This window comes from Janthinobacterium sp. UMAB-56 (assembly GCF_900095265.1).
Lineage (GTDB): Bacteria > Pseudomonadota > Gammaproteobacteria > Burkholderiales > Burkholderiaceae_D > Janthinobacterium.
Genome location: NZ_LT607651.1, coordinates 86,762 through 109,319 on the forward strand (window position 1 = coordinate 86,762; position 22,558 = coordinate 109,319).

The following is a 22,558-nucleotide window of genomic DNA, read 5'->3' on the forward strand; positions in this document are numbered from 1 at the left end:
GACTAGCGTCACTCCCAAAGCTTGGTAGTAGTTCGCGGTGTCATAACCGGTTTTACCTTTCTCTCTAACTGAATTCTGGTGGGCGGTGAGGAATTCGAATCCCCGACCCCTTGGATGTCGACCAAGTATTCTAACCAGCTGAACTAACCGCCCGTAAAACTTTTGTTGATCATTTTATTTCAAACGACCGCTTGCGGCTTGCGCCAGCTTAAAAAACCATCTACTGCTAAATTCTGGTGGGCGGTGAGGAATTCGAATCCCCGACCCCTTGGATGTCGACCAAGTATTCTAACCAGCTGAACTAACCGCCCCGAAGACCAGCATTATAGAGAGGCTTTCCCAGAATGACAAGGGCTGTTTTACAGGAAACTTTAATCTGTTTTTCATCCGCTTCCCGGGCGTCAGCCCTCTTTATCTAGGGTTGACCCGGCGTGCACGGAATGCCGCTAGAATCGCGACATGAACTCCACCTTATTCAGCTGGCTGAAAACCCTGAGCCGCGTCTGCGGTTTCGAAACCGCCGACTCCTTCCCGCCCGGCCACCCGCATGCGCGCACGCGCTGGAATGGCGCGTACTTCGATATCGCTTCCGACGTGAAGCCGGACGAAATGGAGCGGCGCCTGTGCGCGGCCATCACCAACACGCCGAGTGTCTTCGCCTACATCAGCAATCCCACGCCGCGCATGCAGCGCGCGCTGCTGAACGTGATCCACGACCGGCTGCGGCGCCAGCCCGGCGCGGGCGCCACGGACCTGGTCGTGTTATTGATCAATGCCTACGCCAGCGACCACATCACGGAAGCCGTGCCCGGCCTGCGCACCCTGATCTTCAACACGCAACATGAAGACACGAATCTGCGCGTGCATGCCATCCTGGAATTGCTGGTGGGCACGCCACGGGGGCTGGACGTGATCGACATATAGTCGTCATGCACGATGGGTGGGAACATAACGCGCCCGCAAGCGCATGAACGGCGTTTCCACCCATCTGTATAAGAGCCAGCCTGTGGCGACGCTAACGGCGATACTGAACAGTATCGCCATGAGGCTATCGGGCCCGTAGCCCAAGTCCTGCAAATAGGGCCGCAGCAGGATACACAGTTGCTTGTGCAATAGATAAATCGCATACGACCACAGGGCCAGGCTGGCCGCACCCGGAACCCGCAGTTTATAGAGTGCACTGCCAGGACTCAGTGCCGCCACCAGCAACAGGCTGAAACTGGCGGCCAGGGCAGGATAGCCAAACACCGTCACCCAATAACCATAGTGATCGCCGAGAAACACATAAAACATCAGCGCCGTGCTGACAATTCCTGCCAGCAAGGTCCGATTGCCATAGGCGGTGAGGCGCGCCCAGGCGCTCGGGTGATGGTTTTTCAGCAAGGCCAGCGCCACGCCCGCCACCAGTTCATCGAAACGGCACCAGGACGCGTAATAAATATACTTGTAATAGCCAAGGCCGCCGCGCGGCACTTGCACGTATTCATCCCACAGAGTGGCGCGCACCAGCATGCCAACGATAACGCTGGCGGCCACGGCCAGCCAGGCCCACTGCAGGGATCTGCGACAAGCGGCGATCAATAGCGCCACGGCAGGCAGCAGCACATAGAACTGCTCTTCCACGCATAGCGACCAGGCATGCGAAAACGCCGTGCCCGGCGTCAGATTGATGTTCTGCGTAAAGGTCAGGAATTTCCACAGCGGCAGCAGCGCGCTCTCGCCGCGAAACGCGGGCCACAGATAATACAGGGCCAGCACGACATAAAAGTTGGGCAAGGTGCGCAGGAAGCGCCTCGCATAGAAGCGCGGCAAGGAAAAACCGTGTGCGCCGCGCAAGGAGGCAAAGATCTGGTTACCAATCAGATAGCCGCTGAGGGCAAAGAACAGGTCCACGCCCGTCCAACCGATCTCTCCCCAGAAACCAAACGCCCCGCCGTCGCTGACGAACAGCAAATAATGATTCATGAAGACGAGCACGATGGCCAGCGCGCGCAAGGTATCGAGGCCGGCCAGGCGCGAAGAAGACGAAGATGACGACATGGATATCAGCAAGGAAAAACAACGGTGGCGCCGATCATGCCACGCCGCAACCTTCCGTGGCCAACTTTTTACAGGCGGCCATGGCGAATCCCGCTAAAATATGCCGACCCCGCTTTCCCTTCCCGCAACAGCATAGGATATGTCCAGCATGAGCAGCGCACTCCACTTCAAGTCCATCAACTACACGGGCCAGGGCAGCGGCCCGCGCCTGATCGTCACGGGCGCCGTGCACGGCAATGAAACCTGCGGCACCAAGGGCATCGGCCGCGTGATGGCTGAACTCGACAGCGGCGCCCTCTCCATCGTGGCCGGCAGCGTCACCTTCGTGCCCATCACCAATCCACTCGCTTACGCCAAGGGCGTGCGCAGCGGCGACCGCAACCTGAACCGCAATCTGTTTCCGAACGAGCATCCACAGGATTTCGAAGACCGCATCGCCAATTGGCTGTGCCCCTTGCTGGGCCAGCATGACGTGCTGCTCGACTTGCACTCGTTCAATGCTGACAGCCAGCCCTTCGTCATGGTGGGACCGCGCAACAACGATGGCCCGCTGCAAGCGTTTCAGCAGGAAGACAAGGAGCGCGCACTGGCGCGCCGCCTGGGCGTGCGCCGCTTCGTCGATGGCTGGCTGCATGCCTATGGCCAGGGCGTGCAACGCCGCCTGGGCAATAGCGACCAGGTAGGCCTGGTCTTGCGCTACGGCGTGGGCACGACGGAATACATGCGCTCGACGGGCGGCTATGCCCTGACCCTGGAATGCGGCCAGCATGCTGATCCGGCCGCACCCGATGTTGCTTACCGCGCCATCATGAACACCTTGGCTTTTTTGGGCTTTATCGACGCGCCAACAGTGCCGCCGATCGCGGACGCCGACATGGAGGCGCTGAACATGGTCGTCGTGCACGACAAGCTGCATGCGGATGACCGCTTCATCAAGACCTGGTCCAGCTTTGACAAGGTCAAGCAAGGTGAACAGATTGGCACGCGCGCGGACGGTACGCCCGTGACGGCCGAATTCGACGCCTACATCCTGTTCCCGGACGTCAACGCGCAAGCCAATGCCGAGTGGTATTACCTGGCAAGAGTCGCCGCCAGTTTTTGATCAGTGGCCGACGGACTTTGAAAACAGGTTAATCACCAGCACGCCGGCAATGATCAGCCCCAGGCCGATCAAGGCCGGCGTATCGAGGCTTTGCTTGAACCAGAACCAGCCGACGGCGGAAATGAGTACGATGCCCACGCCCGACCATATGGCGTAGACGATGCCGGTAGGAATGACCTTCAAGGTCAGGGACAAGCACCAGAAGGCGATGCTGTAGCCAAGCACGGTGATGACGCTGGGCCACAAGCGGCTGAAGCCGTCTGATGCCTTCAAGGCGCTGGTAGCGATCACTTCGGCAACGATGGCGATGGCCAGGTAAAAATACGTCATGGCGAGGCTCATGCTGGCATCCTTTATTGTGGACTGAGCAGTTTCAAGCCCAGGATGCCGGACACGATCAGGGCGATGCAGGCAATGCGCGCGGCGCTGGCCGGTTCGCCCAGGACCATGATGCCGAAGATGGCCGTGCCCACGGTGCCGATGCCGGTCCAGATGGCGTAGGCCGTGCCCAGCGGCAAAGTACGCAAAGCCAGGCCCAGCATCACCACGCTGCCCAGCATGGAAATGGCCGTCAATACGGATGGCACGAGGCGCGTAAAGCCGGCGCTATACTTGAGGCCAATGGCCCAGCCAATTTCCAGCAAGCCCGCCAATACCAGAATAATCCACGCCATCACGTCTCCCGAGGCGGCAGGGTCGTCCCCGCCATACAGCCCCCACATCGAGCGGGGTCGTCCCCACAGGAGCAAAGGGAAAAGTATACCATTGGGTGAAAACTCTTGCCGCAAGCACATTTTTCTCGTGCTGTTGCCAAAAAATAGGCTGATGGCGGCATAATTGCCGCAACTATTCACTCTCGGGAACAATGATGCTACTTCTGGCCCAAATACTTACCGCCCTCATCCTGCTGCTGCACGTGTATATCGTGCTGCTGGAAACCGTGCTGTTCGATGCGCGCGGACGCAAGGTGTTTGGCCTGTCGAAGGAAAAAGCGGAGATCGTGCGTCCCGCCATGTCTAACCAGGGTTGCTACAACGGATTTCTCGTCGCCGCGCTGGCGCTGGGCTTTTTGCACCCGGACGCGGCCATCGCCCACGCGTTTACCGTTTTCGGCCTGGCGTGCATCGCCGTCGCCGGCGTGTGGGGCGCAGCGACCGTCATGACGCGCATCCTCTACCTGCAAACGGTACCAGCCGTCATCGCCCTGCTGCTGTTTCACTTTGCCTGATTCCTGCCGGGGCGGCCTGCCGGCTGCCCCTCCCTGCTCCACGCTGCCTGCGCCTACCCCAAATGGGTGATGTTTCCAAAAAACATGCCCGATACAATTCCTTGTAGCAAGAAAAAAGATACCACCAGACACCATGGTGACAAGTCATAGTCCACAGGGGAAATCATGCAAACCTATCCAAGCACCATTGCCGTCACTTTGCTCGGCGGCCTCATGCTGTCGGCCTGCGGCGGCGGCACCGACAGTGGCTCGGTCAGCGCCGCCACCAGTGCCGGCAGCAGCGGCGGCACCTCGGCAAACTGCCAGTACAGCAATCTGATCAGCGACGCGGAACGCAAGCAGGCCAGCGCCTGCGGCATCCAGGTATCTGGCAACTACGCTCAGGCAGACTCGGGATTCGATAGCCTCGTTGCCGCCTGTAAGCAGGGAGAAAAAGCCAAAGCGGATGCCTACTACAGCGGCACCTACCAGAAAATGGTCGACTATGCGCGCAGCGTGAGCAAGGAGCTCGGTTGCGGGCAAAACAATGGTCCCACCTTGCCCAACAACAGCACCGCAAGCAACTATAATTTCTGCGTCAAAAGCACATCGGTCAATGGTAAGCTCAGCTATGAAGGCGCTTGCTACGGCCCCGTCAAATCCGGCGAAGGCGGCTGCGGCAGCGGGTATAACTATGTCAGCCAGTACGCCAGCGTCAGCACGTGTACCTCCGGCGGCAAAAGCTGGCTGGAAGCGCGTTAAGGAAAGCGGCGGCCGTCGCTGCCGCCCCCCGGAATGTATTGCGTCCACCGCTTGCCGCCATGAGGATCGACTATGACGCCATCGCTCGCCGTCGCCAGCCAGGCGCTGATTACCCTGATCTACGATGCCGCCACGCGGCATGGCGCCTGGTCGCACTTCCTGGCTGCCTTTGCGCAACAACTGAAGTCACACGCGGGCTTGATCTGGGCCAATGATTTCAGCAACCGCTCGGTCGACGTCCAGTTGCCAGGCAGCGGCCTGTCTGCCATGTATGGCTTCGAATCGGATGCCATGACCAGCTTTGCCAGCTACTACGGCGCGCGCAATGTCTGGCTGGAAGACGCCACCTTGCACCGCGAAGGCGCCGTCGTCACCGGCTCCATGCTGTTTCCCGACCATTGCCTGAAGAAAACCGAATACTGGACGGACTGGCTGCGCCCGCAAGACATCTTTTATACGGCGGCGGCCATCGTCGAATTGCGCGCCGAGCGCTCCACCAATATCACCGTGGTGCGTCGCGAACGGACGGGCGCCTACGACGCGGGCGAGCTGGCGCTGATGCACAGCCTGATGCCCCACTTGCAGACGGCCTTTGCCCTGCAACGCAAGCTGCGCCGGCTGGAAGTGCTGTCCCATAGTTCCACCCAGGTGCTGGAATTGCTGCCATTTGGCGTGCTGCTGCTCGACGCCACGTCACAATTGCTGTACGCCAACGAGCGGGCGCTGGCCATGACGGCTGCGACGCGGCTGCTGCAACTGCGCGAAGGCGCGCCCCTGTATTGCCCGCGCGAAGCGGACAACGGCGCGCTGCGGCGCATGCTGCACGAGGCGGCCCATACGGGCACGACGGCGGCAGGCGGCCCCGGCGGTGTGCTCAAGCTGAACGGACTGACGGGAGAACAGCTGCGCCTGCGCGTCACGCCGCTGCCCTCCTGGCACAGTCCGTTCGGCGCGGCCAGTGCCATCGCCGTTTTCCTCAGCGACAGCAGCGACCTGATCACCTCCCTGGCGGCCACCCTGCGCAATTTCTATGGCATGACGGTGGCCGAGGCGCGCTTGACGGAAGCACTCGTCAACGGCTATTCCCTGCAGGAATACGCCGAACGCCAGCGTATTTCCATCCATACGGCGCGCACGCAGATCAAGAGCGCCACCGCCAAGGCCGGCGCCCAAGGCCAGGTGGATCTGGTGCGCATCGTGCTGACGGGCCCGGCCGTACTGCAGCGCAACCCACTGCCCGCCTGAGCTTTCAAAAACGCGGGCCGCCAGCACGCTTTCCATTTATATCGTAATATGACGATATTAGAATTTGCAAAACACGATATATACATCGCTAAAAAGCGAATTGTAAGTTCAGGAGAAATAACATGGATATCGACGCCATCCACAAGGCACTGGCCAACCCGGTGCGCCGGCAGATTTTGCAATGGCTGAAAGAGCCGGAACAGTATTTCCAGGAACAGGACCACCCGCTGCACCTGGGCGTGTGCGCCGGCCTGCTCGACCGCCGCCTGAATCTGTCGCAATCGACGGTCTCGGCACACCTGGCCAGCCTGCAGAAGGCGGGCCTGGTTTCGGCCACCAAGGTGGGCCAATGGAGTTTCTTCAGCCGCAATGAAGCCACCATCGCGGCCTTTCTCGAGCACATGCAGCAAGGTTTGTAAGCAAGCAATACCGTCGCCCTCCCTTCACATTGACGCCTCACCGGCACCCACAAGGACAATCATGGCAACTTTATTCGACCCCATCACCATCGGCAGTTTACAACTGAAAAACCGCATCATCATGGCGCCGCTGACGCGTTCGCGCGCCGGCAATCCGGGCCGCGTGCCCAACGCCCTGATGGCCGAGTATTACACGCAGCGCGCTTCGGCCGGCATGATCATTTCCGAAGCGACGGCCGTCACGCCGCAGGGTGTGGGCTATGCCGATACGCCGGGCATCTGGTCCGAGGAACAGGTGGAAGGCTGGAAACACATCACCCAGGCCGTGCATGACGCGGGTGGCCTGATCGTGCTGCAACTGTGGCATGTGGGCCGCATTTCCGCGCCAGTATTTCTCGATGGCGACCTGCCTGTAGCACCCAGCGCCGTCAAGCCGGCAGGCCATGTCAGCCTGGTGCGCCCGAAACAGGAATACGTGACGCCGCGCGCGCTGGACACGGAAGAGATCCCCGGCATCGTGGCGGCCTACCGCCTGGGCGCCGAGAATGCGAAAAAAGCGGGCTTCGACGGCGTGGAAATCCATGGCGCCAACGGTTATTTACTCGACCAGTTCCTGCAAGACAGCACCAACTTGCGCACCGACAACTATGGCGGCTCGATTGAAAACCGCGCCCGCCTGATGCTGGAAGTGACGGACGCATGCATCGACGTATGGGGTGCGGACAAGGTCGGCATGCATTTGGCACCGCGCCGCGACGCGCACGACATGGGCGATTCCGACCCGCGCGCCACCTTCGGTTACGTGGCACGCGAGCTGGGCAAGCGTGGCATCGCTTTCATCTGTGCGCGCGAAGCGCTGGGAGAAGACCGCCTGGGTCCGTATCTGAAGCAGGAATTTGGCGGCGTGTACATTGCCAACGAAAAAATGGACAAGGCAGCGGCCGAAGCCTTGCTGGCCAAGGGCGAAGCCGATGCAGTGGCCTTCGGCTTGTGGTTCATCGCCAACCCCGACCTGCCGATCCGCCTGCACAGCGACGCGCCACTCAATCCCCTGAATCCGGACACGCTGTACGCCCCGGACGGCGCCGGCTACACGGATTACCCGGCAATGGCGGCACAGGTTTAAACAACACTCCGAACGACAGCCGCGGCACTTCGTCGCTGCTGTCTGCCCCTCAGCGCCATCGGCGCCGTGCCGGCCGGGCCGCACGGCGCGCCTGCACGCTGCTGAAGACGCGGCGTATCACCTCGGCCGGTACCGCGTGCTCACGCAAATAGGCTGTCGCCACCGTCCGGCCCAGGGCGTGATGAAACGCCACGCCACGCTCGACAAGCTCGGCCATCACTTTGTCCGTTCGGACATTGTTTCCATGTACATCATCGATGCTGTTTTTCATGCCATGGCTCCCTATGGGTTGGATCAACGCAGCATCAAGTTTTGACCACTTTGTGTGTATTTAGTGCCCGACACAGTGACCAAGCATCGTTAAAATAGCGGCAGCCACCGCCCCGACACCGCATGAATAGCGGCCTCGGCTGCTTGTCGCCGTCGCCAGCCCCGTATAGAATGCCTGCGCAGAATTTTGCTTCAAGGAAAATGGCCGCCAGCGCCATCCGATTAAGAACAGTGTCACTGAAGGGTATCGATGGACGATTTATTTGTACAGGCAAGCGACTTGCCGACCTGGCACCAGCGCAGCGCGCTGCGCGTGCTGCACCTGTTCGGCTGGCGCATGCGCTTCCGTCCCCTGCCAGGGCCGCGCGGCATCGCCGTCGTCTACCCGCACACGTCCAACTGGGATTTCATGGTGGGCTTGTTCGGCAAATGGGCACTGTCGCTGCCGTTCCGCTGGCTGGCCAAGGATTCCCTGTTCCGCGGCCCGATGGGCAAGGTGCTGCGCTACCTGGGCGGCGAACCCGTCGACCGCAGCACCACCAGCGGCACGATACAGCGCCAGGCAGAACGCATGCAGGCCGCCGACTGGTACTGGCTGGCCATCACGCCGGAAGCGACGCGCAGCTACCGTCCAAACTGGAAAAGCGGCTTTTATCATCTGGCCGTGGCCGCCAAAGTACCCTTGCTGCTGGTCTACATCGACTATCCGAACAAGGTGCTGGGCGTCGTCGACCATCTCACTTTGACGGGCGACAAGGACGCCGACATGGCCGCCATCGCCGCCGTGTATGCGGGCCATCTGGGCTTGCACCCTGAAAAAGCGGCGCCCATCGTGCTGTCCGACAAGCGCCCCGGCGCCTAAGCAAGCCCCATCAACACCATGCCGGCGGCCGTCAAGGCCACGCCGGCCAGGCGCAGCACGCGCTCGGCCAGTACCTGACCGATGAATCGTCCCGCACACAACAAGGTGGCCGAGGCCAGCATGAAGCCGAAAGCCGCCGAGGCGGCCGGCAATTCCTGGCCATGCGCATTGCCATGCGCCAACGCAAACATGCCCACGATCCCCATGCCGAGCCAGTTCGGCAACGCCAGCGCCAGCGCGATGGCCAACCCGAGCAGCGCCACCGTGGCGGCGATACCCGTTTCCAGCCCTGGTACAGTCAAGCCCGCCATGCCGGTCACCGCGCCAAGCAGCATCATGCCGAGAAACGTGGCCGGCTGCACCAGGCTGCGGCGCTGCTGGCCACCCCACAGGCCCACGCCCAGCATGGCCAGCAAATGGTCGATGCCCGTGAACGGATGGGCGAAACCGGCGAGGAAGCCGGCGCTCTCGCCATGACCGGGGTGGGCCATGGCTGGCAGCGCCAGCAGGCACAGCGTGGCCACGGCGGCCGTTTTCTTCATCAGTTTTGCGCTCATTGCAACTCCTTGCCTGGTTGATCGAGCAAACCTTGCTCGCGGATAAAATCGATAACGACCTGCACGCCGTCGCCGCTGCGCAGGTTGGTAAACACGAAGGGGCGCTCGCCACGCATGCGTTTGGCGTCCTGCGCCATGATGTCCAGGTTGGCGCCCACATACGGCGCCAGGTCCGTCTTGTTGATAATGAGCAAATCGGAACGCGTGATGCCGGGCCCGCCCTTGCGCGGGATTTTTTCGCCGCCGGCCACGTCGATCACGTAAATGGTGAGATCCGACAATTCCGGGCTGAAGGTGGCGGCCAGGTTATCGCCGCCCGACTCGACCAGGATCAAATCAAGATGCGGAAAATCGGCCTGCATGCGCGCGATGGCTTCCAGGTTGATGGACGCGTCTTCGCGAATGGCCGTGTGCGGACAGCCGCCCGTTTCCACGCCCATCAGGCGCTCGGCCGGCAAGGCATCGGCGCGCAGCAGGATTTCCATGTCTTCCTTGGTGTAGATGTCGTTCGTGATGACGGCCATGTCGTAGCGTTCGCGCATGCCCTTGCACAGCATTTCGCACAGGGCCGTCTTGCCCGAGCCGACAGGCCCGCCGATGCCTACGCGCAGGGGGTTGGAGGTAATCGATGTCATGTTGTAGTCTCTCGTTGTAGTGTTCAGGATCGGTACAGGCGGCTGTACTGCACTTCGTGCCGCATCGACAGCAGCGACAGGCCGGGCGCCCAGTTGCCCATCTCCTCGTCTTGTAACGTTTGCGCCGTCACGGCCGCCGCTTCCAGCTCAGGGCGCAGCGACAGCAGCAGGCGCTGGCCCGCAACCTGCCCCAGCGGCACGGATTTCACGCAGACCAGCACCTGGTTTTCCGCCCAGGCGAACAGCATGGCCAGCAGCGCCTCTTCGCGCGGAATGGCCAGCGCCGCCACGGCGCAGGCGTAGGCCGTGGGCAGTGCCACTTCCGGCTGGCCCTGCAGCATGTCGATCAGCACGCCATCGGCCACGCCCAGTTCGGCCAGCAGGCGGGTCAAGGAGTATCCCATCTGGATGGTTTCGGCGCGAAACTCCGCCGTGTCGCGCGAAGCGATGAAGCGCTCGCTCCAGCGCTGCACGGCGCACAAATCCTGCGCCGTGAAGGCCTGCATCAAGCGCCAGCACAGCGGCGCTTCCCAACGCGCCACCACCTGCGTCAGATGCTGGGCTATCCACGCGCGCGCCGTGGCCGCGTCATGCACCAGGCTTGACTCCAGCGCCGCCTCCAGCCCCTGCGAATAGCTGTAGGCGCCGATCGGCAAGGCCGGGCTGGCGAATTGCAGCAAATGCAGCAGGGCCGACGCCTGCATCAGGCGGCGCCTGGCACGTCGCCGGGACGATGGATTTTCTGCCGCAGCGGCACGGGCGCCAGCAAGTGCTGGCCGTGGCCGTCGTGGTGGCCATGGCCGCCGCCATACGCACCCGCCTCCGGCTCGAACGGCGCACTTTCTTCCGTCACAGTCGCCTGCAAGCCTTCCAGCATCTCCTTTAACACCACATCCTTGCGGATGCGCAGAAAGCCGTCGCCCACCTGCGCCTGTGTGTGGCGGTTGCCCAAATGAAAGGCGCAGCGCAGCAAGGTGTGCGCATCGAGGCAGCGCACCAGATAGGTCGGTTCGCGCGCGGCGACGATCTGCACCACCCGCCCTTCCGGCCCTGTCAGGCGCTCGCCATCGCGCAGCACCGTGCCGCGCACGGTGAACACGGCCACGTCGTCGCCATTCGACAGCACGGCGCGCAGCCGGCATTTTTCGCGCTGGTCATAGGGCAGCACAAGTTGCGCGAACGCGATGCGTTCGTCGTCCGGCCCCAGCTTGGTATGCAAAGTAAGCATGATGTCTCCCGCTTAAAATAGAAAATAGCGCTGCGCCATCGGCAGCACGGCGGCCGCCTCGCACACAAGCAGCTGGCCGTCGGCGCGCACGGCGTAGGTTTCCGGGTCCACTTCCATGTGCGGCGTGGCGCTGTTGTGTATCATGTCGTGCTTGCGCAAGCCGCGCATATTCTTCACGGCGATGACGGATTTGTTCAGTTTCAACTGGTGGCCGATATCGAGCTCGTAGGCCGCCTGCGAGACAAAGGTGAACGACTTTTTCAGGCCGCCGCCGAAGGCGCCGAACATCATGCGGTAATGCACGGGCTGCGGCGTGGGGATCGACGCGTTCGGGTCGCCCATCTGCGCGGCGGCGATCATGCCGCCCTTGAGTATCATCGATGGCTTGACGCCAAAGAAGGCCGGCTTCCACAGCACGATGTCGGCGATCTTGCCCGCCTCGATGGAGCCCACCACGTGCGAAATGCCATGCGTGATGGCCGGGTTGATCGTGTACTTGGCAATGTAGCGCTTGGCGCGGAAATTGTCGCTGCGCGCCGTGTCGGGCGCCAGCGGCCCCCGCTGCACCTTCATCTTGTGCGCCGTCTGCCAGGTGCGCATGATCACTTCGCCCACCCGCCCCATCGCTTGTGAGTCCGACGACATCATCGAGATGGCGCCGATATCGTGCAAAATATCTTCCGCGGCGATGGTTTCGCGGCGGATGCGCGACTCGGCAAAGGCCACGTCTTCGGCAATGGCCGGGTCCAGGTGGTGGCATACCATCAGCATGTCCAGGTGCTCGTCGAGCGTGTTGACGGTAAACGGGCGCGTCGGATTGGTCGACGAGGGCAGCACATTGGCTTGTCCTACGGCGGCGATGATGTCGGGCGCATGGCCGCCGCCCGCCCCTTCCGTATGAAACGTGTGGATGGTGCGGTCCTTGAAGGCGGCCAGCGTGTGTTCAAGGAAACCGCCCTCGTTGAGGGTATCGCTGTGCAGCGCCACCTGGATATCCATGCGGTCCGCGACAGACAGGCAATTGTCGATGGCCGCCGGCGTGCTGCCCCAGTCTTCATGCAATTTCAGGCCGATGGCGCCCGCGCGCACCTGTTCTTCCAGCGGCAGCGGCAAGCTGACGTTACCCTTGCCCATGAAGCCCAGGTTCATGGGAAAGGCATCGGCCGCCGCCAGCATGGCGTGCAAGTGCCATGGTCCCGGCGTACAGGTGGTGGCAGCCGTGCCCACGGCCGGCCCCGTGCCGCCACCCAGCATGGTGGTCACGCCGCTCATCAAGGCTTCTTCGATCTGCTGCGGGCAGATGAAGTGGATGTGCGTGTCGACGCCGCCGGCCGTGACGATCAGGCCTTCGCCGGCGATGATCTCGGTCGCGCCGCCGATGGGGAGCGTCACGCCAGGCTGGATGTCCGGATTGCCCGCCTTGCCGATGCCGAAGATCAGGCCATTTTTCAGGCCGATATCGGCCTTCACGATACCCCAGTGATCGAGGATGACGGCATTCGTGATGACGGTATCCATCACCTCGGCCGCGCAGCGCTGCGACTGGCCCATGCCGTCGCGGATCACCTTGCCGCCGCCGAATTTCACCTCTTCGCCGTAGATGGCGTAGTCATGCTCGATCTCGATGAACAGTTCCGTGTCGGCCAGGCGGATGCGGTCGCCCGTGGTGGGGCCGAACATCTCGGCGTATGCGCTGCGGGGAATGCTGGCCATCTCAATCCTTTCCCGGTGGAGTGTCTTGCAGTGTGCCCATCACTTCGCCATTGAAGCCATAGACCTTGCGTTCGCCCGCCAGCGCCACCAGTTCCACCGTGCGCTGCTGGCCCGGCTCGAAACGCACGGCCGTGCCGGCCGTGATATTGAGGCGCATGCCGTAGGCGCGCCAGCGCTCGAAGGCCAGCGCCGGGTTGACTTCAAAAAAGTGGAAGTGCGAGCCGACCTGGATCGGCCGGTCGCCCCGGTTGGCCACCACCACGGTGGCCGTGGCGCGCCCGGCATTCAAGCTGATTTCGCCTTCTTCCAATCTGTATTCGCCTGGGGTCATGATCGGCTCCTGTCAATGTCACTTGTTTGGTTACGGTATCGGGTGGTGCACGGTCACCAGCTTGCTGCCGTCGGGGAAGGTCGCTTCCACCTGGATGTCGGGGATCATCTCGGCGATGCCGTCCATGACGTCGGCGCGCGAAAGTATCTTCGTGCCGTCCGACATCAGCTGCGCCACCGACTTGCCGTCGCGCGCCCCTTCCATGATGGCCGCGCTGATCAGGGCCACCGCTTCCGGATAATTCAATTTCAAGCCGCGCGCCAGGCGCCGTTCGGCCAGCAGCGCGGCCGTAAAAATGAGCAGCTTGTCTTTTTCGCGGGGTGTCAGGTCCATGTTTTTCCTTGCGCTTCTTTCATGATTAAGTGTTCCAGATGCGGGGCACGACGGCGGCGCGTCCCAGCATGGCGGGGCGCAGCAACTGCCAGGCGGCCAGCATGACGCGGCGCGCCGCCTCGCTGTCGCCGCACAGCAGGCGCACCACCACCAGCGCTTTCATGTGCGTGGCGCCAAACGCGGCGCCGGCTGGCACGGCGATGTCGCGCACGGCCGCCAGCACGGCCGGTGAAACGGACATGCCGACGGCGATCAGGGTGGCGCACACCGTGTGCCCCGCCAATCCCAGCGGGCTGAGCATCAGCGCGCCACCGCCGGCCAGCACGCCCTGCTCCCACCACAGCAGCTTGCCGCCACGGCGAATCTGCACCTGCTGGCTGATGCTGCCGCTATTAAAAATTTCGCCCGAGGCGCTGCGCCCCAGGCAGACGATGTCGCAACCGATGTAGCAGGCGTCCGCCGCCAGTTCCACGTCGTGGCGCAGGCGCACGCAAGCCTGGTCGAAGAAAATACTCTCCTGCGGCAGCCACTCGATGGCGGCGCCTGCCCCAGCGCGCAGCACGATGTGCTGGCCCGAGAGATGGCCATTCGCGCGGTACCATTTGGCGGCGCCCGGCGACGTGAGCAAGGCGTGCGCGCCCTCGCCCACTGTAGCGTCGACGGCCAGCTGGTCGCCGCCCACCACGCCGCCGGGCGGATGGATGATGATGGCGTGGCAGACGGCATCGCCTTCCGGATACAGCGGCTTTTGCACGCGCAAGGGGCCACTGTGCGTGCGCTCGACCAGACGGCTGACGCCATCGTGCAGCGCAAAACCCAGGCGCAAATGCGCCTGCCAGGCACTGTGTGCGCTGGCGCCATTCGTTGTAGCTGGACGGGTGCTGTCTGGCATGCGGGGCAATCGCGTAAATAAGCGATTACCTAAGCAGGATATGTGCCAGCGTCAGGAGGAAGGAAAAGTGAACATGGCGCACCGCGCTGCAGCGGGCGCACCACAATGGTGCATTGGCCGCACCGAGACGCCTAGGCCACGGCCAGCATGCGCCGTTCGCGCAGCAAGGCCGTAAACGGTGCGGCCGCCAGTGGACGGCTGAAATAATAGCCCTGCATTTCGTCGCAGCCGTGTTCCGTCAGGAAGTCGACCTGCGCGCGCGTCTCCACCCCCTCGGCGATGACGCGCATGTCGAGGTTGTGCGCCAGCGAGATGACGGAACGGGCGATGGCCGCGTCGCTGCTGCTGGTGGTAACGTCGTCGACAAAGGATTTGTCAATTTTCAGCACGTCGATGGGAAAGCGCTTCAGGTAGCCCAGGCTGGAATAGCCGGTGCCGAAGTCGTCGAGCGAAATGCCCACGCCGATATCCTTCAGGCGCGTGAGGGCAGCCACCGCCTTGTCCGGGTCACCCATCACCGTGCTTTCCGTGATCTCGATGCCCAGGCAGGCCGGCGCGATGCCGTATTTGCGCAATACCGCCTCGACGAAAGGCACGGTGCGGTCCTGCGCGAACTGCTTGCCCGACAGGTTGACGGCCACCTTGATGCTGCCCAGGCCCGCGTCGTGCCAGACGCGGATCTGCGCGCAGACGCTTTCGAGCACCCATTCGCCGATGGCCGTGATCGAGCCGTATTCCTCGGCCAGCGCAATGAACAGGCCGGGCGGCACCTTGCCCAGCACCGGGTTATTCCAGCGCAGCAGCGCTTCCGCGCCCAGCATGGCCCCCGTGCGCAAACACATCTGCGGCTGGTAATGCACTTCGAATTCATCGCGGCAGATGGCGCCGCGCAACTGCTGCTGCATGGCCAGGCGGGCGCGGATATCGCTGCCCATGCGCTCCGTGAAGAACGCATAGTGGTCGCGCCCCATTTCCTTGGCGCGCACCAGGGCCGTGTCGGCGTGGCGCAGCACGTCGTCGAGGCTGTCGCCGTCGGCCGGGCACAGGGCGATGCCGATGCTGGTCGTCAGCGCCAGGCGCTCGCCATCGACGCTGAGTTCTTCGCGCAGGCCGGCCAGGATGGTTTGCGCCAGCGCCAGCGTGCGCCCCAGCAAGGCATCGTCCTGCAGCAGGATCTGGAATTCGTCGCCGCCCTGGCGCACCACCGTATCGCCCTCGCGCACGCAGCCGGAGAGGAAACGCGCCACCACTTGCAGCGCCTTGTCGCCCACGGCCTGTCCATGCGAATCGTTGATGTTCTTGAAGCGGTCCAGGTCCAGACACATCAGCACCACTTGCTGGCTGTCGCGCACGGCGTTCGCGCGCGCCTGCTCGAAGCGCTCGCGCAGCAGCACGCGGTTCGGCAAGCCCGTCAGCGCGTCGTGGTAGGAAAGGAAATCGATCAAATGCTGCTCGGCCTTGCGCTCGCTGATATCGAGGAAGACGCCCACGTAGTTGACGATGGCGCCATCGGGCCCGTACACGGTGGAGGCGCTGAGCAGGCAGGGATAAGTGTCGCCGCTCTTGCGCCGCGTCTGCACCTCGCCCGACCAGCAGCCGCTGCTGCGCAAGCCCTGGCGCAGGGCCTGCAGCACCGCTTCGCCCGTGTGTTCGGCGTGCAGGCGCATGATGTCCGTGCCCACCACTTCCTGCGCCGCGTAGCCGGTGATGCGCGTAAAGGCGGGATTGGCCGTGACAATGACGCCGGCCGGGTCGGTGATCAGGATGGCGTCCTGGGTCGCTTCGAAGACCTGGCCCGACAGGCGCAGCAATTCTTCGTTGGCGCGGCGGATCTGCACTTCGCGCGCCAGGTTACTGGCCACCTGCTCCAGTTCGGCCGTGCGTTCGGCCACGCGCCGTTCCAGGTTGGCGCGCTCCTGCGCCAGCTGCAGCTGCGCCCGCGCCAGGCGCACGTGGGCATCGGTACGGGCCAGGATTTCCTCGGCCTGGAAAGGCTTGGCGATGAAATCGACGGCGCCCAGCGCAAAGCCGCGCACCTTGTCGTCCGTATCGTACTGGGCCGACAGAAAGATCACCGGCACCTGACGCAGGGACGGTATCTCCTTCAGGCGGCGGCACACTTCAAAGCCATCGAGGCCAGGCATGCGCACATCGAGCAGGATCAGCTCAGGCGGGCGCGCCTGGGCCGTCCACAGTGCCAGTTCGCCGTTCGGCGCCTGACGCACCGCATAACCGGCGCCGGCCAGCAAATCGCTCAACAGCTTCAGCGAAGCCGGTGTATCTTCAACGATCAGTACTTCGCCCTTGGCATTCAGTTCCGAAAAATCGCGGTGCATGTAGCAGTTCTCTCAGCTTTGGATGAGGCGCGGCGGTCGATTGCCACGCTGGACAAGACATTTCTTTGCGATGAACTACGTACTATCATCATAATCTTTATTGCAATTTAGCACCATGTATCCACGCTACTTCGTCCGTCTTTTCATCGAATCCGATGTTGTCAGCCCACACTCTCAAGTGTGCGCCAGCGCCGCCTCGCTCTCCAGCAAGACGCACAGCTGGCGGTACTGATGCTGGTCGAGCATGGCCTGCAACGGCGCCAGCAACGGTGCTGCCGCCGCAGGCAGGGCCGCCAGCAGCTGGGCCACCCTGGCCAGGTTCAATTCGCGCAGCGCCACCAGCAAGGCTGCGCGTTCTGTCCCTGCCAACAGCAGCAAATCCTGCGCCCGCAGTGGCGGCGGTGCCTCGTGCGCCGCAACAGGCAGCGGCACGGCCACCTGCACGGGCGCTTCGGCCGCCTGCGCGGGTATGCTGAAACGGAAAGTGGCGCCCTGCCCCGGCGTGGACTCCACCGTCAGTTCGCCTTTCATCAGCTGCACGAATTCGCGCGAGATGGCCAGGCCCAGGCCCGTGCCATCCTTCGGCCCCGCGCTGTCGGCCTGCACGAAGGGCTCGAAAATGCGCTGCTGGTCTTCCGCGGCGATGCCGATGCCCGTGTCGCTGACGGCGAACGACAAACGCCACGTGGCGTCAGCGCGCCGCTCGCCGCGCACGCGCAAGGTGATCTTGCCGCCGCCGGCGAACTTGACGGCGTTCGACATCAGGTTCAGCAGCACCTGGCGCAAGCGCGTCGCGTCGAGCAGCACGGCCGCCGGCAGGTCCGCGCAATCGAGCTGCAGGGCCAGTCCCTGCTGCTCGGCGCGCATGCCCAGCATATCCATCACTTCCTGCAACAGGGGCGCCAACGCCACCACGGCCGTCTGCGCCTGCAAGCGTCCCGCCTCGCCCTTCGACAGTTCGAGGATTTCATTGATCAGGGTGAGCAAATGATTGCCGGAGCGGTGGATGATGGCCAGGTTGCGCTTTTCATCGTCCTGCATGTTGGGCGAGGCGGCCATCAGGCGCGAAAAACCGATCACGGAATTCAAGGGCGTGCGCAGTTCATGGCTCATATTCGCCAGGAAGGTGCTCTTGGCGCGGTTTGCCGCCTGCGCCTGGCTGACGGCCACCGACAGGGCGCTCGTGCGCTCGGCCACCAGTTCTTCCAGATGATGGCGATGGCGCAGCAGTTCCAGTTCGGCCTCGCGGTGCGCGGTGATGTCGTAGTTCGAACCCACCAGGCGCAAGGGCAGGCCGCAGCCGTCGCGGAAAATCACGGCAACGGCCTTGATGTAGCGAATGGCGCCATCGGGCCACAGGATGCGGTACTCGTGCGTAAACGCCTGGCCGGCGCCCAGCGCGGCGCGCAGGGCCGCCTTGGCGGCCGGCACGTCGGCCGGCACCAGCGCCGCGCGCCAGATCGCCGCCGGCGCCACGCCGCCGCCCGCATCGGCCTTGAACTGCGCGTACATCTGCTCATCCCACTGCAATGCGCCGCCGCTGACATTCCAGTCCCAGATACCGATGCTGGCCGCGCCGGTGGCCATCTGCACGCGCTCCTCGCTGCGCTGCAAGGCGCGGTAGCGGCTATCGAGCAGCGCCACCATGTCGCGGATGGAACGGTACAGAGTGCGCAGCTCGCCCAGAAACCACGCTTTCGGCGGCGTGCCAAACGCCTCGCCCTGCCCCGCCTTGACGCCGGCTGCATACTGGCCGATGGCCTTCAGGGGCTTGAGCATCAAACACCACATGAGCAGCCAGATGCTGGCCACCAGGATCACGTCGAGCGCCACAATCATGGCGCCGATGCCCAGCGCGCGCTGCCGCAGCTGCGCATACAGGGGGGCCGGCGTCGCGTACACGGCAACGCTGCCGATGACTTGTCCACCGATGGTCACGGGGCGCCGCTGCATCAGCCAGCCCGGTTCGGCGGACAGCGAGGAAAGGGTGTCGATGGCCCCGGCCGCATTGCGGCGCAAAACCAGCGCGTCCTTGCCGATGCCCGGCGTGAGGGAGCTGGCCACCAGTTCGCCCTTGCCCAGCATGCTGCGCAGGATGGCCTGCATCTGCTTTTCATCGAGATTCCACAATGGCAGCTCGATGGCCACTGCCAGCTGGTCCGCGCTGACGGACAGGCTGTGATGCAACTGCTGCCAGCGCTGCTCGCGTTCGGACTGGTAAAACAGCACGGCAAACACCAGCAGCAGCACGGTGACGACAAAGGTCAGCGCCACGCTGACGGCCAGCACGATGGATACGCCGCCCAGGCGGGCGGCTTTGGGTGCGTGAAACGTCATGCGTCCTCGCCCTGCGGCTCGCTGGCCAGCTGCGCCAGCAAGGCGCACAGCGGCTGGTACTGGTGCTGTTCCAGCATGGCGGCGATGTGCGCGGCCAGCTGCGGCAGGCTGGTCGCCACGCCGGCCAGCACGATGGCGCTGCGCCGCAAATCGAGCGCTTGCACCGATTCGAGCAGCGCCTGCCGTTCGGCCGCGCCCAAGTGGCCCAGCGCCTGCTGCAGGTCAAAGGCGGCCGCCGGCACGCGCAATGGCACGGCGCCAGTGCGCTGGAAACGCACGTCCAGTTGCTGCTCCAGCATGGCGAACAGGTGCTCCTGCTCGATCGGCTTGCGCAGGAAGCCGTCGGCGCCGGCCGCCAGCGCCTCCTGTTTTTCCTCTTCGAAGGCGGAGGCGGTCATGATCACCAGACGCGGCTGCACCAGCGCCGTTTGCGCGCGCAGCCAGCGCGTCAGCGCCAGGCCGTCCATGTCCGGCATGCGCCAGTCGCTCAGCACCATGTCGTAGCGCTGCGCCGCCAGCATGGCTTGCGCCTGCGCGCCGCCCGCCGCCTCCTGCAGCTGGAAGCCCAGCGGCGCCAGCAAGCCGGCCAGCAGCTTGCGGCAGTTGTCGTCATCGTCGACCAGCAGCACCCTGCGCCCGCGCTGGGCCGCCGGCAAGCGCGCCACGCGGCCCGGCGCCAGCGCCGCGATGGCCGGCTGCTGCAGTACCGGCGCGCGCAGGTCGAAACGGAAGACGGAACCGGCCCCCAGCGTGGAGTCGACGCGCAGCTCGCCGCCCATCAGGCGCACGAATTCGCGCGAAATGGTCAGCCCCAGCCCTGTACCAGCCTGCGCTACTGCGCTATCGGCCTGCACGAACGGTTCAAAGATGCGTTCCAGGTCCTCTTCCGCGATGCCGCTGCCCGTATCGCGCACGGCGAACACCAGCGCAACTTGCCCCTTGTCTGCCGGCTGGCACGCCAGCGACAAGGTCACGCTGCCCTGCTCGATGAACTTGAGCGCGTTCGACAACAGATTCAGCAGCACCTGGCGCAGCTTGGCGCCATCGAGGCGCACCAGCGGCGGCACGCCGGATCGCTCCAGCTGCAGTGCGATGCCCTGGTCGTTCGAACGCATGCGCACCATTTCGAGCACTTCGTCGAGCAAGCCATTCAAGTCCACGGGCCCCGTTTGCAGCTGCATGCGGCCCGCTTCGATTTTCGACAATTCCAGGATATCGTTGATCAAGGTCAGCAAGTGGTGGCCGGCGCGATTGATGATGGCGAGGTTATGCTTTTCCTCCTCGAACATGCTGCTCGAATCGGCCATCATCTGCGAAAAACCAATCACGGAATTCAAGGGGGTGCGCAATTCGTGGCTCATATTGGCCAGGAAGACGCTTTTCGCGCGATTCGCCGATTCCGCCTCGGTGACGGCCACCGACAGGGCCGCCGTGCGCTGCTGCACCAGTTCCTCCAGGTGGTCGCGGTAGCCAAGCAATTCCTGCTCGCTGTGCTTGCGCTCGGAAATGTCGACGATGCCGCTGCGCACCAGGCGCCGCCCTTCCATGGGCAATTTGACGAGCCGCACTTCACAGGGAAAAATGCTGCCGTCGGCGCGCCGCACATGGCGTTCTACCAGGACGGGCTCGCCCAGCATGGCGCGGCGCAGATGCTCTTCCATCATCAGCCCCAGCGGCAGGCCATCGGGCTGCTTGCCGCTATACAGGTCGAACGGCCCGCGTGCCAGCAGCGCCTCACGCGACAGGCCCAGCATGCGCTGCGCGCTGCTATTGGCGTCGACGAAACGGTCCAGGTCAAGGTCGTACACCAGGATGGCTTCCGGCGCATGCTCGACCAGGATGCGGAAGCGCTGCTCGCTCTCGCGCGCCTCGCTCTCGGCGCGGCGCAGGCGCCGCCGCTGCAGCAGCAAGGCGCTCAGCAAGCCCGCCATCAGGATGAAGACGCCGCTCACCAGCAGCACGGCGACGCGGTGCTCGTGCCACAGTTGCGGCGGACGGTTGAAGAACAGGGTCTGCGGTGGCAGCCGGCTGATATCGGCATCCCAGCGCTGCACCTGTTCCCAGTCATACATGGGTACCGGGCGGGCCGGCGGCAGCAAGGCGCCCGGCGCGGCAGGCGCCTTGCCATCGAGCGCCGCCAGCGACATCTGCGCCACCTGTTGCGCGGCCCGTTCGATGTGCAGCAGGGAGCCGCCAAGGATGCCCTTGCCGACCGTTGCGTTATACATGCCAAAGGCCGGCACATTGGCCAGTCGCGCCAGTTGCTCGGAGAATTGCACGGGAGTGGCGATGTTGCCGCCCACGTCGCGGTTGACATTGCCCGTCACCAGCAAGGTATGGGAGGGCAAGTGCGCCACCGCCGCGCGCATCTGCTCCAGGGTGTGGCCATCGAGATACTGCATGGCCACCTTGCCCTGCCACGCCAGCGCCGCCTGCTGCATGTTGCGCTTCAAGACCTGGTCGGCCTCGCTGGCGCCGACGGCCATAACGATGGTTTTGGTCTCCGGAAACAGCGCCATGGCTTGCGCCAGGGTACCGGGAAAATCCACATTCGCTTTTTGCTGCCAGATGGCAGCAGGACTGCCGGGCGGCAAGGCCTTGCCCGAGGTATTGATCGCCAGCACCGGCACGCCGCGCGCCAGCGGCGCCAGGTCCGACAACAGGAAATCGAGCGCCGGCTGCTGCATGGCGATGATCAGGTCGGCCTTGCGCCCCGCCATCTCGGTGTATCTTAAAAGCAACAAATCGCGCATGGCATTGCGCTGCGCCGGGTCGCGCTGGGTATTCAGGTTGAGGTGCTCAACCATGATGTCTTCGCTGGCCAGGCCAGCGGCGGCCATGGCGGCCACATAGGTGCGTGTGTACGATTCCACGCCGGCGCGACCATAATCGTAAGCGTTGAGGAACAGCACGCGCTGGCCCTGGTGCGGCGCCGCTGCGGCCGGCAAGGCTGCCGCGACACAGAACGCCAGCAGCCATGCGCGGCAGCAGCGGTGCACCGCTGCCCTGCCCATCCCGCTGCCAGGCCGCAAGCCGCCCGACACATCACGCATCATTCGCCATGCCCATGCTTACTCCCGCCTGTCACCATGTTTCATTCACGCTCTGAGTGCTCAGCCACTGACACTTACAAAAACATGATAACGTCAACTGCAGGGGCAAG

General features: G+C 63.7%; 23 protein-coding genes and 2 tRNA genes. 8 read left to right on the plus strand and 17 right to left on the minus strand.

The window, feature by feature from the left end; translation table 11 throughout:
- Positions 1-76: 76 nt before the first annotated feature.
- Both K0F85_RS00410 and K0F85_RS00415 read right to left on the minus strand, forming a co-directional pair.
- Positions 77-153, minus strand: a tRNA-Val gene (locus K0F85_RS00410).
- Positions 154-234: 81 nt separating this feature from the next.
- Positions 235-311 (minus strand) — tRNA-Val (locus K0F85_RS00415).
- A gap of 148 nt (positions 312-459) precedes the next feature.
- Between K0F85_RS00415 and K0F85_RS00420 the strand changes: the two genes are divergently transcribed.
- Entirely contained in the window at positions 460-924 is a 465-nt protein-coding gene (locus tag K0F85_RS00420) for a hypothetical protein (protein ID WP_219114055.1), read from the plus strand.
- A gap of 3 nt (positions 925-927) precedes the next feature.
- Here K0F85_RS00420 and K0F85_RS00425 read toward each other — a convergent pair whose 3' ends face one another.
- Positions 928-2,040, minus strand: a complete 1,113-nt coding sequence (locus K0F85_RS00425) for an acyltransferase (protein WP_219114056.1) — start codon at positions 2,038-2,040, stop codon at positions 928-930.
- 139 nt (positions 2,041-2,179) lie between these two features.
- Between K0F85_RS00425 and K0F85_RS00430 the strand changes: the two genes are divergently transcribed.
- Positions 2,180-3,142, plus strand: a complete 963-nt coding sequence (locus K0F85_RS00430; protein ID WP_219114057.1) for a succinylglutamate desuccinylase/aspartoacylase family protein — start codon at positions 2,180-2,182, stop codon at positions 3,140-3,142.
- Here the strand turns inward: K0F85_RS00430 and K0F85_RS00435 are convergent, their stop codons facing one another.
- The gene (locus K0F85_RS00435) at positions 3,143-3,472 is read right to left on the minus strand and encodes an SMR family transporter (RefSeq protein ID WP_219114476.1); all 330 of its coding nucleotides are present in this window, start codon (positions 3,470-3,472) and stop codon (positions 3,143-3,145) included.
- A 23-nt stretch (positions 3,473-3,495) separates the two neighbouring features.
- Positions 3,496-3,816: a quaternary ammonium compound efflux SMR transporter SugE gene (sugE, locus tag K0F85_RS00440; protein ID WP_034783172.1), complete on the minus strand. Its 321-nt coding sequence runs from the start codon at positions 3,814-3,816 to the stop codon at positions 3,496-3,498.
- 191 nt (positions 3,817-4,007) lie between these two features.
- Here sugE and K0F85_RS00445 point away from each other — a divergent pair, with 191 nt between their 5' ends.
- The 5 genes from K0F85_RS00445 to K0F85_RS00465 all read left to right on the plus strand — a co-directional run bounded on the left by K0F85_RS00445 (position 4,008) and on the right by K0F85_RS00465 (position 7,901).
- Positions 4,008-4,370 carry a DUF1304 domain-containing protein gene (locus K0F85_RS00445; protein ID WP_374198626.1) on the plus strand — a complete coding sequence of 121 codons (363 nt, stop codon included), beginning with the start codon at positions 4,008-4,010 and terminating at the stop codon, positions 4,368-4,370.
- Between the two features lie 165 nt (positions 4,371-4,535).
- Positions 4,536-5,111, plus strand: coding sequence for a hypothetical protein (locus tag K0F85_RS00450; RefSeq protein WP_219114058.1), 576 nt, complete (start codon positions 4,536-4,538; stop codon positions 5,109-5,111).
- Positions 5,112-5,183: 72 nt separating this feature from the next.
- Positions 5,184-6,356, plus strand: coding sequence for a helix-turn-helix transcriptional regulator (locus K0F85_RS00455; RefSeq protein WP_219114059.1), 1,173 nt, complete (start codon positions 5,184-5,186; stop codon positions 6,354-6,356).
- A gap of 122 nt (positions 6,357-6,478) precedes the next feature.
- A complete protein-coding gene (locus K0F85_RS00460) occupies positions 6,479-6,775 on the plus strand; it encodes a helix-turn-helix transcriptional regulator (RefSeq protein WP_219114060.1) in 297 nt (98 codons plus the stop codon).
- Between the two features lie 61 nt (positions 6,776-6,836).
- A complete protein-coding gene (locus tag K0F85_RS00465; RefSeq protein WP_219114061.1) occupies positions 6,837-7,901 on the plus strand; it encodes an alkene reductase in 1,065 nt (354 codons plus the stop codon).
- Positions 7,902-7,950: 49 nt separating this feature from the next.
- On the opposite strand, the gene K0F85_RS00470 is transcribed toward K0F85_RS00465, so the two are convergent.
- Positions 7,951-8,172: a hypothetical protein gene (locus tag K0F85_RS00470; RefSeq protein ID WP_219114062.1), complete on the minus strand. Its 222-nt coding sequence runs from the start codon at positions 8,170-8,172 to the stop codon at positions 7,951-7,953.
- A 249-nt stretch (positions 8,173-8,421) separates the two neighbouring features.
- Between K0F85_RS00470 and K0F85_RS00475 the strand changes: the two genes are divergently transcribed.
- A complete protein-coding gene (locus K0F85_RS00475; protein WP_219114063.1) occupies positions 8,422-9,033 on the plus strand; it encodes a 1-acyl-sn-glycerol-3-phosphate acyltransferase in 612 nt (203 codons plus the stop codon).
- Here K0F85_RS00475 and K0F85_RS00480 read toward each other — a convergent pair.
- The 11 genes from K0F85_RS00480 to K0F85_RS00530 all read right to left on the minus strand — a co-directional run bounded on the left by K0F85_RS00480 (position 9,030) and on the right by K0F85_RS00530 (position 22,451).
- Positions 9,030-9,590, minus strand: a complete 561-nt coding sequence (locus tag K0F85_RS00480) for a HupE/UreJ family protein (protein WP_257572429.1) — start codon at positions 9,588-9,590, stop codon at positions 9,030-9,032. The two genes, K0F85_RS00475 and K0F85_RS00480, sit on opposite strands and share 4 nt — an antisense overlap.
- Positions 9,587-10,225 carry an urease accessory protein UreG gene (gene ureG, locus K0F85_RS00485; protein WP_219114064.1) on the minus strand — a complete coding sequence of 213 codons (639 nt, stop codon included), beginning with the start codon at positions 10,223-10,225 and terminating at the stop codon, positions 9,587-9,589. The genes K0F85_RS00480 and ureG overlap by 4 nt, the downstream gene beginning before the upstream one ends.
- 23 nt (positions 10,226-10,248) lie before the next feature.
- Complete coding sequence (locus K0F85_RS00490) at positions 10,249-10,929, minus strand: urease accessory protein UreF (protein ID WP_219114065.1); 681 nt, start codon at positions 10,927-10,929, stop codon at positions 10,249-10,251.
- The gene (ureE, locus tag K0F85_RS00495) at positions 10,929-11,453 is read right to left on the minus strand and encodes an urease accessory protein UreE (protein WP_219114066.1); all 525 of its coding nucleotides are present in this window, start codon (positions 11,451-11,453) and stop codon (positions 10,929-10,931) included. The genes K0F85_RS00490 and ureE overlap by 1 nt, the downstream gene beginning before the upstream one ends.
- Positions 11,454-11,465: 12 nt before the next feature.
- On the minus strand, positions 11,466-13,166 hold the full coding sequence (gene ureC / locus K0F85_RS00500) for an urease subunit alpha (protein ID WP_219114067.1): 1,701 nt from the start codon (positions 13,164-13,166) through the stop codon (positions 11,466-11,468).
- A gap of 1 nt (position 13,167) precedes the next feature.
- Complete coding sequence (locus tag K0F85_RS00505; protein WP_102121717.1) at positions 13,168-13,497, minus strand: urease subunit beta; 330 nt, start codon at positions 13,495-13,497, stop codon at positions 13,168-13,170.
- A gap of 30 nt (positions 13,498-13,527) precedes the next feature.
- Positions 13,528-13,830 (minus strand): urease subunit gamma, encoded by a 303-nt coding sequence (locus K0F85_RS00510; RefSeq protein ID WP_034751936.1) that lies wholly within the window; start codon positions 13,828-13,830, stop codon positions 13,528-13,530.
- 25 nt (positions 13,831-13,855) lie between these two features.
- The gene (locus K0F85_RS00515) at positions 13,856-14,722 is read right to left on the minus strand and encodes an urease accessory protein UreD (protein ID WP_219114068.1); all 867 of its coding nucleotides are present in this window, start codon (positions 14,720-14,722) and stop codon (positions 13,856-13,858) included.
- A gap of 131 nt (positions 14,723-14,853) precedes the next feature.
- Positions 14,854-17,058, minus strand: a complete 2,205-nt coding sequence (locus K0F85_RS00520) for a GGDEF domain-containing response regulator (protein WP_219114069.1) — start codon at positions 17,056-17,058, stop codon at positions 14,854-14,856.
- 174 nt (positions 17,059-17,232) lie between these two features.
- Positions 17,233-19,395: a HAMP domain-containing sensor histidine kinase gene (locus K0F85_RS00525; protein ID WP_219114070.1), complete on the minus strand. Its 2,163-nt coding sequence runs from the start codon at positions 19,393-19,395 to the stop codon at positions 17,233-17,235.
- Positions 19,392-22,451: a PAS domain-containing hybrid sensor histidine kinase/response regulator gene (locus tag K0F85_RS00530; protein ID WP_219114071.1), complete on the minus strand. Its 3,060-nt coding sequence runs from the start codon at positions 22,449-22,451 to the stop codon at positions 19,392-19,394. The genes K0F85_RS00525 and K0F85_RS00530 overlap by 4 nt, the downstream gene beginning before the upstream one ends.
- Between the last annotated feature and the right edge of the window lie 107 nt (positions 22,452-22,558).

Coding starts and splice junctions, on each gene's coding strand:
- K0F85_RS00420 (WP_219114055.1), top strand. CDS start 460: ATGAACTCCACCTTATTCAGCTGGCTGAAAACCCTGAGCCGCGTCTGC.
- K0F85_RS00425 (WP_219114056.1), bottom strand. CDS start 2,040: ATGTCGTCATCTTCGTCTTCTTCGCGCCTGGCCGGCCTCGATACCTTG.
- K0F85_RS00430 (WP_219114057.1), top strand. CDS start 2,180: ATGTCCAGCATGAGCAGCGCACTCCACTTCAAGTCCATCAACTACACG.
- K0F85_RS00435 (WP_219114476.1), bottom strand. CDS start 3,472: ATGACGTATTTTTACCTGGCCATCGCCATCGTTGCCGAAGTGATCGCT.
- sugE (WP_034783172.1), bottom strand. CDS start 3,816: ATGGCGTGGATTATTCTGGTATTGGCGGGCTTGCTGGAAATTGGCTGG.
- K0F85_RS00445 (WP_374198626.1), top strand. CDS start 4,008: ATGATGCTACTTCTGGCCCAAATACTTACCGCCCTCATCCTGCTGCTG.
- K0F85_RS00450 (WP_219114058.1), top strand. CDS start 4,536: ATGCAAACCTATCCAAGCACCATTGCCGTCACTTTGCTCGGCGGCCTC.
- K0F85_RS00455 (WP_219114059.1), top strand. CDS start 5,184: ATGACGCCATCGCTCGCCGTCGCCAGCCAGGCGCTGATTACCCTGATC.
- K0F85_RS00460 (WP_219114060.1), top strand. CDS start 6,479: ATGGATATCGACGCCATCCACAAGGCACTGGCCAACCCGGTGCGCCGG.
- K0F85_RS00465 (WP_219114061.1), top strand. CDS start 6,837: ATGGCAACTTTATTCGACCCCATCACCATCGGCAGTTTACAACTGAAA.
- K0F85_RS00470 (WP_219114062.1), bottom strand. CDS start 8,172: ATGAAAAACAGCATCGATGATGTACATGGAAACAATGTCCGAACGGAC.
- K0F85_RS00475 (WP_219114063.1), top strand. CDS start 8,422: ATGGACGATTTATTTGTACAGGCAAGCGACTTGCCGACCTGGCACCAG.
- K0F85_RS00480 (WP_257572429.1), bottom strand. CDS start 9,590: ATGAGCGCAAAACTGATGAAGAAAACGGCCGCCGTGGCCACGCTGTGC.
- ureG (WP_219114064.1), bottom strand. CDS start 10,225: ATGACATCGATTACCTCCAACCCCCTGCGCGTAGGCATCGGCGGGCCT.
- K0F85_RS00490 (WP_219114065.1), bottom strand. CDS start 10,929: ATGCAGGCGTCGGCCCTGCTGCATTTGCTGCAATTCGCCAGCCCGGCC.
- ureE (WP_219114066.1), bottom strand. CDS start 11,453: ATGCTTACTTTGCATACCAAGCTGGGGCCGGACGACGAACGCATCGCG.
- ureC (WP_219114067.1), bottom strand. CDS start 13,166: ATGGCCAGCATTCCCCGCAGCGCATACGCCGAGATGTTCGGCCCCACC.
- K0F85_RS00505 (WP_102121717.1), bottom strand. CDS start 13,497: ATGACCCCAGGCGAATACAGATTGGAAGAAGGCGAAATCAGCTTGAAT.
- K0F85_RS00510 (WP_034751936.1), bottom strand. CDS start 13,830: ATGGACCTGACACCCCGCGAAAAAGACAAGCTGCTCATTTTTACGGCC.
- K0F85_RS00515 (WP_219114068.1), bottom strand. CDS start 14,722: ATGCCAGACAGCACCCGTCCAGCTACAACGAATGGCGCCAGCGCACAC.
- K0F85_RS00520 (WP_219114069.1), bottom strand. CDS start 17,058: ATGCACCGCGATTTTTCGGAACTGAATGCCAAGGGCGAAGTACTGATC.
- K0F85_RS00525 (WP_219114070.1), bottom strand. CDS start 19,395: ATGACGTTTCACGCACCCAAAGCCGCCCGCCTGGGCGGCGTATCCATC.
- K0F85_RS00530 (WP_219114071.1), bottom strand. CDS start 22,451: ATGATGCGTGATGTGTCGGGCGGCTTGCGGCCTGGCAGCGGGATGGGC.